General features: G+C 74.4%; 11 protein-coding genes. 9 read left to right on the plus strand and 2 right to left on the minus strand.

Annotated elements, in window-relative coordinates:
- Positions 1 to 27: 27 nt before the first annotated feature.
- Genes ACN260_RS12240 through ACN260_RS12265 form a run of 6 tightly spaced genes read left to right on the plus strand, consistent with a single transcriptional unit; the run spans position 28 to position 5,092 of the window.
- Complete coding sequence (locus ACN260_RS12240; protein ID WP_422756081.1) at positions 28 to 1,005, plus strand: carbohydrate ABC transporter permease; 978 nt, start codon at positions 28 to 30, stop codon at positions 1,003 to 1,005.
- Entirely contained in the window at positions 1,005 to 1,883 is an 879-nt protein-coding gene (locus tag ACN260_RS12245) for a carbohydrate ABC transporter permease (RefSeq protein ID WP_422756082.1), read from the plus strand. The genes ACN260_RS12240 and ACN260_RS12245 overlap by 1 nt, the downstream gene beginning before the upstream one ends.
- Positions 1,880 to 2,512, plus strand: coding sequence for a hypothetical protein (locus ACN260_RS12250; protein WP_422756083.1), 633 nt, complete (start codon positions 1,880 to 1,882; stop codon positions 2,510 to 2,512). Before ACN260_RS12245 ends, ACN260_RS12250 begins: the two co-directional genes overlap by 4 nt.
- Positions 2,509 to 3,453, plus strand: a complete 945-nt coding sequence (locus ACN260_RS12255) for a PmoA family protein (RefSeq protein WP_422756084.1) — start codon at positions 2,509 to 2,511, stop codon at positions 3,451 to 3,453. The genes ACN260_RS12250 and ACN260_RS12255 overlap by 4 nt, the downstream gene beginning before the upstream one ends.
- Positions 3,450 to 4,487 (plus strand): sugar kinase, encoded by a 1,038-nt coding sequence (locus ACN260_RS12260; protein WP_422756085.1) that lies wholly within the window; start codon positions 3,450 to 3,452, stop codon positions 4,485 to 4,487. The genes ACN260_RS12255 and ACN260_RS12260 overlap by 4 nt, the downstream gene beginning before the upstream one ends.
- Positions 4,484 to 5,092, plus strand: a complete 609-nt coding sequence (locus ACN260_RS12265; protein WP_357930049.1) for a bifunctional 4-hydroxy-2-oxoglutarate aldolase/2-dehydro-3-deoxy-phosphogluconate aldolase — start codon at positions 4,484 to 4,486, stop codon at positions 5,090 to 5,092. Before ACN260_RS12260 ends, ACN260_RS12265 begins: the two co-directional genes overlap by 4 nt.
- 55 nt (positions 5,093 to 5,147) lie before the next feature.
- Here the strand turns inward: ACN260_RS12265 and ACN260_RS12270 are convergent, their stop codons facing one another.
- Positions 5,148 to 6,164, minus strand: a complete 1,017-nt coding sequence (locus tag ACN260_RS12270) for a LacI family DNA-binding transcriptional regulator (protein ID WP_422756692.1) — start codon at positions 6,162 to 6,164, stop codon at positions 5,148 to 5,150.
- A gap of 155 nt (positions 6,165 to 6,319) precedes the next feature.
- On the opposite strand from ACN260_RS12270, the gene ACN260_RS12275 reads away from it, so the two are divergent.
- The 3 genes from ACN260_RS12275 (at position 6,320) to ACN260_RS12285 (ending at position 9,485) form a co-directional block, all read left to right on the plus strand.
- A complete protein-coding gene (locus ACN260_RS12275; protein ID WP_422756086.1) occupies positions 6,320 to 7,471 on the plus strand; it encodes a Gfo/Idh/MocA family protein in 1,152 nt (383 codons plus the stop codon).
- Positions 7,468 to 8,619 (plus strand): dihydrodipicolinate synthase family protein, encoded by a 1,152-nt coding sequence (locus tag ACN260_RS12280; RefSeq protein WP_422756087.1) that lies wholly within the window; start codon positions 7,468 to 7,470, stop codon positions 8,617 to 8,619. The genes ACN260_RS12275 and ACN260_RS12280 overlap by 4 nt, the downstream gene beginning before the upstream one ends.
- Before the next feature lie 68 nt (positions 8,620 to 8,687).
- On the plus strand, positions 8,688 to 9,485 hold the full coding sequence (locus tag ACN260_RS12285) for a sugar phosphate isomerase/epimerase family protein (RefSeq protein ID WP_422756693.1): 798 nt from the start codon (positions 8,688 to 8,690) through the stop codon (positions 9,483 to 9,485).
- Between the two features lie 136 nt (positions 9,486 to 9,621).
- Here the strand turns inward: ACN260_RS12285 and ACN260_RS12290 are convergent, their stop codons facing one another.
- Positions 9,622 to 10,380: a hypothetical protein gene (locus ACN260_RS12290; protein ID WP_422756088.1), complete on the minus strand. Its 759-nt coding sequence runs from the start codon at positions 10,378 to 10,380 to the stop codon at positions 9,622 to 9,624.
- Positions 10,381 to 10,393 lie beyond the last annotated feature (13 nt).

Genomic DNA, 10,393 nt, shown 5'->3' on the forward strand with positions numbered 1-10,393 from the left:
CCACGGACGACGAAAGGAGCCGGACCCGTGGCCCTCACCACGGCGCCCGGCCGGACCGGACGCACCGGTCCCGCCCGCCCCCACGCCAAGCGGCGTCGGGGCGGGCGGGACCGGCACGCCGAAGGACTGGCGGGGTACGTATTCCTCTCGCCCTGGCTCATCGGACTGATGGGCGTCACGGCGATCCCCATGCTGCTCTCGCTCTGGCTGAGCTTCACCAACTACGACATCCTCACCCCGCTGTCCGAGGTGCAGTGGGTGGGGCTGGCCAACTACGAGCGGATGTTCACCGCCGACCCGTCGTACTGGCACGCGGTGCGGGTGACGGTGACCTTCGCCCTGGTGGCCGTACCGCTGAAGCTGGCCGCCGCCCTCGGGGTGGCGCTGCTGCTCAACCGGGCGTGGCGGGGGGTGGGCCTGTTCCGGGCGCTGTTCTACCTGCCGTCGCTGCTCGGCGGCAGCGTCGCGCTGGCCATCGTCTGGGTCAACATGTTCAACCGGGACGGCGCGTTCAACTCGTTCCTCGCGCTGTTCGGCATCGAGGGGCTGCCCTGGGTCAGCGACCCGGACTGGGCGTTGCAGACCCTGATGGTGCTGGCGATCTGGCAGTTCGGCGCCCCCATGGTGATCTTCCTGGCCGGGTTGAAGCAGGTCCCCACCGAGCTGTACGAGGCCGCCTCCGTCGACGGCGCCGGCCGGTTCCGCCAGTTCTGGCACGTCACCCTGCCGATGCTCTCCCCGGTCATCTTCTTCAACCTGGTGCTGGAGACCATCAACGGGTTCCAGGGCTTCACCGCCGCCTTCGTGCTCAGCAACGGCACCGGCGGCCCGGTCGACTCCACCCTGATGTACACCCTGAAGCTCTACATCGCAGGCTTCACCGACCTGGAGATGGGCTACGCCTCCGCGATGGCCTGGGTGTTCCTGCTCGCGATCGGCCTGATCACCGTGGTCTTCTTCAGCACCGGGCGGTTCTGGGTGCACTACTCCGACGGGGAGAAGTGATGGTGGCGGTGACCTCGACGGCGCGGCGGCCGGGCCGGCGGCAGGGCGGCCGGCAGGCCGTACGACTGCTGGTGCTGATCGTGATCGTGGCGGTGGTGCTCTACCCGCTGCTGTGGATGGTGGGTACCTCGGTCAAGTCGCCGGAAGAGATCGTCAACAACGTCGGCCTGCTGCCCGAGCGGTTCACCCCGGGCAACTACACCGCCGGCTGGGGCAACTTCGACCTCAGCTTCGGCACGTTCTTCCTCAACAGCGCCATGGTCAGCCTGTTGACCGTGGTCGGCAACGCGGTCTCCTGCCTGCTCGCCGCGTACGCCCTGGCCCGGTTGCGGTTCCGGCTGCGGGGCGTCTGGTTCGCCGTCATGATCGGCACCCTGCTGCTCCCCGGCCACGTGCTGATCGTGCCGCAGTACATCCTGTTCCGCAGCCTCGGCCTGGTCGGCGGGGACTGGCCCTACCTGCCGCTGCTCATCCCGCAGTTCCTGGCCACCGAGGCGTTCTTCGTGTTCCTCATGGTGCAGTTCATGCGGGGCATCCCGCGCGAACTCGACGAGGCCGCCAAGATCGACGGGGCCAGCCCGTACGGCATCTTCCGGCACGTCATCCTGCCGCTGAGCCGCCCGGCGCTGGTCACCACCGCGATCTTCTCGTTCATCTGGACCTGGAACGACTTCTTCCGGCAACTGGTCTTCCTGTCCAGCCTGGACGACTACACCGTGCCGGTGGCGCTGACCCTGTTCATCGACTCCACCAGCCAGAGCGCGGTCGGCCCGATGTTCGCCATGTCGGTGCTGTCGCTGCTGCCGGTCTTCCTGTTCTTCCTGGCCTTCCAACGGATGCTGGTCGAGGGCATCAACACCAGCGGGCTGAAGGGATGACCGCCGTACCGGTGGCGCAGGAGGACGAGACACCCCTGCGCCGGGACTGGCGCGACACCCTGCGCGACGCCACCGACCTGGCGCTGCTCGGGTTCGCCGTGACGCTGGCCGCGCTGCCGGTGCTCACCCTCGCCCCGGCTCTGGCCACCGCCAGCGCCGCCGTGCACGACCGGCTCACCCTCGGCGGCTGGCCGGACCTGCGCACCACGCTGTCCCGGTTCGGCCGGGCGCTGCCCGCCGGCCTGGTGGCCAGCGCCGTCGGACTGGCCGTCGCCGTCGCGCTCGGCGTCGACCTGGTCGCCCTGGCCACCGGCCGGGTGCCCGGCGGCGGACCCGTGCTGGCCGGCACCGCCGTGGTCACCGCCGCCCTGGCCGGGTACGCCGGGCTGACCGTGGTGGCGATCGGCCGTACCGGCGGGCGGGGCTGGCGGGGTGCGGCCCGGGTCGCCGCCCGTACCGGCCTGGCCCGGCCCGGGACCTGGGCGGCGGCCGGCGGGGTCTGCGCGGTGGCCGGGGTGTTGGGGATACTGGTCACCCCGGTGGCGGTGCCGATCCTGGCCGGCTACGCGTTGGCCGCCCTGCACGCGGTCGCCGCCCGCCGGCCCACCGCCCGGATGGAGGCACCGTGACCGGTCACCCCCGCCCCGCCCCGGCCCTGACCCGTGCCGACCCGGCCCCGACCGGGGCGGCCCCCGGCCCGCTGCGGTCCGCCCCGGACCCCGGCGACGACGATCCCCGGCTGCACGTCGGCGACGTCGAGGTGGCCCGGTACGTGCTGTGTCCCGACCTGGACCCCCGGCACGGCCCCCGGCCCTACCTGCACCCGGTCCGGACCCTGGCCGGCACCCCGGTCACCGACGCCCTGCCCGCCGACCACGTCTGGCACCTCGGGGCGTCGCTGGCCGTACAGGACGTCGACGGCACCAACCTGTGGGGCGGTCGGACGTACGTCCGGGGCACCGGCTACACCTGGCGCGACGACCACGGCGTGATCGCGCACACGCACTGGCGGGAGCGCGCGCCGGACCGGCTGGCACACGCGTTGCAGTGGCGTGACCGGGCCGGCGGGGTGCTGCTCACCGAGCACCGCCGGCTCGCCGCGACCCCGGTGACCCCGGACGCCTGGGCGCTCGACGTCGACTACACCCTCACCGCCCCGGCCGGGCGCGACGTCCACCTGGGCAGCCCCGCCACCAACGGGCGGCCCGGCGGGGCCGGCTACGGCGGCTTCTTCTGGCGGGCCGTCGCCGACGGCGAGCCGGTCACGTTCACCGCCGACGCCGACGGCGAGCAGGCCGCCAACGGCAGCGCCGCCCGCTGGGTCGCGCTCACCGGGGTCGCGCCGGGCGGTGGGGCGTACACCCTGGTCTTCACCGGGCTGGGGCTCGGCGACCGGTGGTTCGTGCGGACGGCGATGTACCCGGGCGTCTGTGTGGCCTTCGCCTTCGACCGGCCGGCCGTGGTGCCCGCCGGTGGCCGGCGCACCGGCCGGCACCGGGTGCTGGTCGCCGACGGGGTACGCGACCGGGCCGGCGTCGCCGCCCTGCTCGCCGCCGCGGAACCGCAGTGACCGCCGCCGACCCGACCGGCGGGGCCGGGCCCGGCCCGGAGGTGGTCACCGTCGGCGAGTCGATGGTGGTGCTCGGCCCCGACCCGACCGGTCCGCTGGACCGGGCCGACCGGCTGGGCGTCTCGGTCGGCGGCGCGGAGTCCAACGTGGCGTGCGCGCTCGCCGCGCTCGGCCACCGCACCGCCTGGGTCAGCCGGGTCGGCGACGACCCGTTCGGCCGGCGGGTCCGGCGGCACGTCGCCGCCACCGGCGTGGACACCAGCCTGGTCACCGTCGACCCGACCGCCCCGACCGGCGTCTACCTCAAGGACCCGACGCCCGACGGCACCGCCGTGCACTACTACCGGTCCGGGTCGGCCGCCTCCCGGCTGCACCCGGGGGTGCTGGACGAGCCGGCGCTGGCCGGGGCGCGCCTGCTGCACCTGTCCGGGGTGACCGCCGCCCTCTCGCCGTCCTGCGCGGACCTGGTCCGCCGGGCGGTCACCGACCGGCCGCTGCCCGCCGCCCGGGTCACCTTCGACGTCAACCACCGGGCCCGGCTCTGGCCGGCGGCGACCGCCGCGCCGGTGCTGCGCGGGCTCGCCGACGCCGCCGACGTGGTCCTGGTCGGCCTCGACGAGGCGCACACCCTGTGGGGGGTCACCGGGCCGACCGCCGTGCGCGACCTGCTGCCCGGCCCGGAACTGGTGGTGGTCAAGGACGCCGCCGTCGGGGCGACCGCGCTGCCCAGGGACGCTGCGGCCGTCTTCGTGCCGGCGCTGCGGGTGCCGGTGCACGAGCCGGTCGGAGCCGGCGACGCCTTCGCCGCCGGCCTGCTGTCGGGGCTGCTGCGCGGCCTCGACCTGGACCGCTGCCTGCGGCTCGGGCACCTCTGCGCGGCCCCCGCCCTGACCGTCGCCGGGGACACCGCCCCGCCGCCGCGGCGGGCGCTGGCCGACCGGCTCCTCGCGTTGCCGGCGCAGGACTGGGCGAGCCTGGACCTGGTCGACGCCGGCCTGCTCCCCACCCCCGTCACCGGAAGGAACGGTCGATGACCGCGCACGACTTCGCACCCCTGTTCGGCACCGCACGGGTGATGGTGATCCTGCGGGACCTGCCGCCGACGGAGACCGTCCGGCTCGCCGAACGGGCCTGGAACCTCGGCATCGACGTGGTCGAGGTGCCGATCCGTACCCCGGACGCCACGCTGTCCCTGCGGGCGGCGGTGGAGGCGGGCAAGGACCGGGGCCGCCGGGTCGGTGCCGGCACGGTGCGCACCCCCGCCCAGGTACGGCAGGCCGCCAGCGCCGGCGCGGCGTTCACCGTCGCCCCCGGGCTGGACCTGGCGGTGGCCGACGCGGCGGTCAGCTACGGCATCCCGCACCTGCCCGGGGTGGCCACCCCCACCGAGGCGCAGCTCGCGCTCGACCACGGGCTGATCTGGCTCAAGGCGTTCCCGGCGGCCAGCCTCGGCCCCCAGTGGTTCAAGGCGATGGCCGGCCCGCTGCCGGAGCTGCGGTTCGTGGCGACCGGGGGGATCGACGCGGGCAACGCTGCCGACTTCCTCGCCGCCGGGGTACGGGTGGTGGCGGTGGGTTCGGCGCTGTCCGACCCCCGGCAGATCGACCGGCTCGCCGAGCTGGCGACGACCCCCGCCTGATCCGGTGCCGACCCCGCCCGCCCACCCGCCGTGCTGCCGGCCCGGTGCGGGCGGGTCAGGCCGGGGCGGGGCCGAGGCTGTCCCGGACGACCAGGGTGGCCGGCAGCACCTCGACCCGGGACCGGTCGGCGGCCGGGCCCAGCGCCAGGGTCATCGCCCGCGCGCCCAGCTCCACCAGGGGCAGCCGGACGGTGGTCAGCGCCGGGGTGACGTCGGCGGCGACCGGCATGTCGTCGAAGCCGACCACCGACACCTGCCCGGGGACCGGCACGCCCCGGGCGCGCAGCAGGGTCAGCGCGCCGACCGCCATCGAGTCGTTCAACGCCACCAGCGCGGTCAGTTTGGGGAAGGCGTCGAGCAGTTCACCGGCGGCGCGGGCACCCCCGTCGCGGTCGAAGTCGGCGTACCGGACGCGTTCGGCGGGCAGCGGGTGGCCGCCCTCGGCGAGCGCGGCACGCAGCCCGTCGAGCCGGTCGGTGATGGTGGTCAGCACCTGCGGGCCGGCGACCACCCCGATCCGGGTGTGCCCCCGGCGCAGCAGTTCCGCGCCGAGCAGCCGGCCGCCGTCGGCGTTGGCCGGCATCACCGCGTCGCCGGGGTGTTCGTGCCGGCCGACGACCGCCACCCGGCCGCCGGTCGCCTCGTAGGCGGCCAGTTTCTCGGCGAGCCGGGCGGTGAAGGTGGCGTCGTGGTAGCCGGAGCCGGCCAGCACGATCGCGGCGACCTGCTGGGCGCGCAGCAGCTCCACGTACTCCAGCTCGCGTTCCGGGTCGCGGTAGCTGTTGCAGATGATGACCAGCCGGCCGTGGTCGGTGGCGACCCGTTGCAGTCCCCGGGTCAGCTCGGCGAAGTACGGGTCGGACACGTCGTGCACCACCACGCCGACCACGCTGCGCTGCGGCCGGGCCAGCAGCTGGGCGTGCGCGTTGGGCACGTACCGCAGGTCGGCGACGGCCCGCAGCACCCGTTCGCGCAGCTCGTCGGCGACCGGTTTGCTGCTGCCGTTGATCACCCGGGAGGCGGTGGCGGGGGAGACCCCGGCGCGGCGGGCGACATCGGCCAGCGTCGCCATGGGCACCCCCGAAAGTGTCCGGGCCCGGTCGGGGCCGCGCGATAGCGGACAGGTTACCGCAACGGTCGGCGGTGGCCTCTTGCCCGTGGTGGGGCGGCCACCTAGGCTGCTAGGAAAGCGCTTACCTATGTGATGTGCAAAGGGGAAGGACGACCATGACCCGAAGGTCGATCGGCATCATCGTCAACGGCGTCACCGGTCGGATGGGCTACCGCCAGCACCTGGTCCGCTCCCTACTCGCCCTGCGCGAACAGGGGGGCCTGGCGCTGGACGACGGCACCCGGATCTGGCCCGAGCCGATCCTGGTGGGCCGGGACGAGACCCGGCTGCGGGCGGTCGCGGAACGGCACGGCCTCACCGACTGGACCACCGACCTCGCCGCCGCCCTCGCCCGCGACGACGCGGAGATCTACTTCGACGCCCAGGTGACCCAGCAGCGGGAGAAGGCCATCCGGCAGGCCATCGACGCCGGCAAGCACATCTACACCGAGAAGCCGCTCGCCGAGTCCAGCGCCGCCGCGTGGGAGCTGGTCCGCGCCGCCGACGCCGCCGGCATCCGCACCGGCGTCGTGCAGGACAAACTCTTCCTCCCCGGGCTGCGCAAGCTCAAGCGGCTCATCGACGGCGGGTTCTTCGGCCGCATCCTGTCCGTCCGCGGCGAGTTCGGCTACTGGGTCTTCGAGGGCGACTGGCAGCCCGCCCAGCGTCCGTCCTGGAACTACCGCGCCGAGGACGGCGGCGGCATCGTGATGGACATGTTCCCGCACTGGCAGTACGTGCTGGAGGAGCTGTTCGCCCCCGTCCGTGCGGTCACCTGCGTCGCCGCCACCCACGTACCGCAGCGCGTCGACGAGGCCGGCCGGCCCTACCCGGCCACCGCCGACGACGCCGCGTACGGCATCTTCGAACTCGACGGCGGGATCATCGCCGCGCTCAACTCGTCCTGGACCACCCGGGTGCACCGCGACGAACTGGTCGAGTTCCACGTCGACGGCACCGAGGGCAGCGCCGTCGCCGGGTTGCGCCGCTGCCGGGTCCAGCACCGGGCGGTCACCCCCAAACCGGTGTGGAACCCCGACCTGCCCGCCACCGAGGACTTCCGGGCCCAGTGGACCGAGGTGCCCGACAACGAGGAGTTCGACAACGGCTTCAAGGTGCAGTGGGAGGCGTTCCTGCGGCACGTCGTCACCGGCTCCCCGTTCACCTGGGACTTCCTGGCCGGCGCGCGCGGCGTGCAACTGGCCGAGCTGGGCCTGCGCTCCGCCCGGGAGGGCCGCCGGGTCGAGGTGCCGGAGCTGTCCCGGTGACCGCCGTCGTCCGGCTGCCCGACGGCGGCACCCACCGGCTGCGCGGGGGCGCCGGCCACGGGCGCCCCGCCGGCCCGTCGACCACCCGGACGGCGTACGCGGCGGCGCACGTCGTCGCCGACCCGCGCGGGGAGAACGTCCCGGGCGCCCCGGCCGCCGTCGACTGGGACACCACCCTCGCCTTCCGCCGGCACCTCTGGTCGTACGGGCTGGGGGTGGCCGAGGCGATGGACACCGCCCAGCGCGGCGCGGGACTGGACTACCCGGCCACCCGGGAACTGGTCCGGCGCAGCGCCGCCGAGGCCCGTGCGGTCGGCGGGCGGATCGTCGCCGGGGTCGCCACCGACCAGCTCCCACCCGGCCCGGCCACCATGGACCGGGTGACCCGGGCGTACGCCGAGCAGCTCGCCGACGTCACCGCCGCCGGCGCCCGCCCGGTGCTGATGTGCAGCCGCCACCTGGCCGCCGCCGCCACCGGCCCCGACGACTACCTGCGGGTGTACGACGACCTGCTCACCGCCGCCGACGAACCGGTGGTGCTGCACTGGCTCGGTGACATGTTCGACCCGGCGCTGGCCGGCTACTGGGGCTCGACCGACCTCGACGAGGCCACCGGGACGGTGCTGCACCTGATCAAACAGCACCAGCGGAGGATCGACGGGATCAAGGTGTCCCTGCTCGACGCCGACCGGGAGGTCGCGTTACGTCGCCGCCTGCCCGCCGGGGTACGCCTCTACACCGGCGACGACTTCCACTACCCGGAGCTGATCCGGGGCGACGAGCAGGGCCACTCCGACGCCCTGCTCGGTGTCTTCGCGGCCATCGCGCCGGCCGCCGCCGCCGCGCTCGCCGCCCTCGACGCAGGTGACCTGGACCGCTACGACGCGGTGTTCGCCCCGACCCTGCCGTTGGCCCGGCACCTGTTCGCCGCGCCCACCTGGTTCTACAAGACCGGCATCGTGTTCCTCGCCTGGCTGGCCGGGCACCAGGAGCACTTCACGATGCTGGCCGGGCAGCAGTCCGGCCGCTCCCCGGCGCACCTGGCCCGGCTGCTCGTCCTCGCCGACACCGCCGGGCTGCTGCCCGACGCGGACCTGGCCGCCGCGCGGGCCCGGGCGTACCTCACCGTGGCCGGGGTGCCCCAGTGACCGCCCCCGCGCCGTCCGGCGACGGCCCGGTCCACCCCGACGGCGCGGCCCCGGTGGCGGCACCCGGGCTGGAACGGTTCTCGTTCAACCAGGCCACCGCCCAGCACTGGCCGCTTCAGGCGGCCGTCGCCGGCTGTGCCGCGGCCGGGGTGCCCGGCATCGGCCTGTGGCGCGAACCCGTCCAGGAGTTCGGGCTCGACCGGGCGGCCCGGCTGGTCCGTGCCGCCGGGCTGACCGTCACCTCACTGTGCCGGGGCGGGTTCTTCACCACCCCCGACTGGTGGGACGAGAACCGGCGGGCCATCGAGGAGGCGGCCACCCTCGGCACCCGGGAACTGGTGCTGGTCTCCGGTGGTCTGCCCCCGGGCAGCCGCGACGTCGACGGGGCCCGCCGGCAGGTCGCCGACGCCGTCGCCGCGCTCGCCGACGAGGCCGCCGCTGCCGGGGTACGCCTCGCCATCGAACCGCTGCACCCGATGTTCAGCGCCGACCGGTGCGTGATCTCCACCCTCGGCCAGGCGCTCGACATCGCCGAACGGTTCGACCCCGCCGTGGTCGGCGTGGTGGTGGACACCTACCACGTCTGGTGGGACGACACGGTATACGCGCAGATCGCCCGCGCCGGCGACCGGATCGCCGCGTTCCAGGCGGCGGACTGGGTGACCCCGCTGCCGGAGGGGGTGCTGCTGGGCCGGGCGCTGCCCGGTGAGGGCTGTGTGGAGCTGCGCCGGCTGCGTGAGGCGGTCGACGCCGCCGGGTACACCGGGCCGGTCGAGGTCGAGGTGTTCCAGGCGGCGCTCTGGTCCCGCCCCGGCCCGGACATCCTCGCCGCCACCATCGACGCCTACCGGAGGCACGTGTCCTGACCGGGCCCCCGGGTAGACCCTGAGCGGGCCCGCCGCGGGTTCCGTCGGCCCGTAGGCGCAGGAAGGCGATACCGCGGTGGACTGATATGACTGTCCGTCATGTTTATGACGGACAGTCATATCAGTCGGTGGCACATCATGTCCCACCCCGCCGCACCCCGGTGGCGCGGACGGCCTTGACGATGGCGGGAACGGAACCCACCAGCAGGACCAGCCCCCACACGAGGGCCACGACGGCGAAGACCAGCGCGCCCACGTCGTCGAGGATGCTGACCAGGATCACCGGGACCAGCCGGTGCAGCAACTCCAGCACCACCGTGCAGACCAGGGTGGTCAGCGCCAGCAGGACGAGTCCCTTGTTCTGGAGGAAGCGGGGCTGGGCGAGCAGCAGCAGCCCGGCCCAGACCAGCTTCAACGTCAGCACCAGGCCGAGCAGCAGGCTGGCCTCGCCGACCGGGAAGAAACCCCACAGCGCCAGGTAGGCAAGCGTGCCGAACGGCACGGCCAGGAAGAGCGACACCATCACCGTCAGCTCGACGAAGACGGTCACCAGCAGCACCAGCGACGCCAGGATCAGCAGGACCGCGAAGACCAGGGTGGCCACCCCCTGCACCCGGCCCTGCACCCGCTCGGTGAGCAGCAGGCTCAGGCAGAACAGGCCGGTGGTCCAGAGCGCCACGACGTCGATGAGGGCCAGGTAGCCGGTGCCCCGGCCGGACGGCTCACTGATCCGTCCCACCTCGCCGACGTCCACGCCCAGGTCCCGGGCACCGGCCAGCAGCGCCCCGCCCGCGTCGCCGCCGCCGGTCAGCAGCGACGAGCCCAGCTCCAGCGCCACCACCAGCGCCACCGCCAGCAGCGCCAGGAGCAGGAACGGTTTACGCAGCCCACCCATGCCGGGTCACCTC

The sequence above is a fragment of the Micromonospora sp. WMMD708 genome (assembly GCF_049315245.1).
Taxonomy (GTDB): Bacteria; Actinomycetota; Actinomycetes; order Mycobacteriales; family Micromonosporaceae; genus Micromonospora; species Micromonospora wenchangensis.

Excerpts from the sequence above, each read along its gene's own strand:
- ACN260_RS12275 (WP_422756086.1), top strand. The coding sequence starts at position 6,320 with ATGACCCGAAGGTCGATCGGCATCATCGTCAACGGCGTCACCGGTCGG.
- ACN260_RS12290 (WP_422756088.1), bottom strand. The coding sequence starts at position 10,380 with ATGGGTGGGCTGCGTAAACCGTTCCTGCTCCTGGCGCTGCTGGCGGTG.
- ACN260_RS12270 (WP_422756692.1), bottom strand. The coding sequence starts at position 6,164 with ATGGCGACGCTGGCCGATGTCGCCCGCCGCGCCGGGGTCTCCCCCGCC.
- ACN260_RS12250 (WP_422756083.1), top strand. The coding sequence starts at position 1,880 with ATGACCGCCGTACCGGTGGCGCAGGAGGACGAGACACCCCTGCGCCGG.
- ACN260_RS12265 (WP_357930049.1), top strand. The coding sequence starts at position 4,484 with ATGACCGCGCACGACTTCGCACCCCTGTTCGGCACCGCACGGGTGATG.
- ACN260_RS12245 (WP_422756082.1), top strand. The coding sequence starts at position 1,005 with ATGGTGGCGGTGACCTCGACGGCGCGGCGGCCGGGCCGGCGGCAGGGC.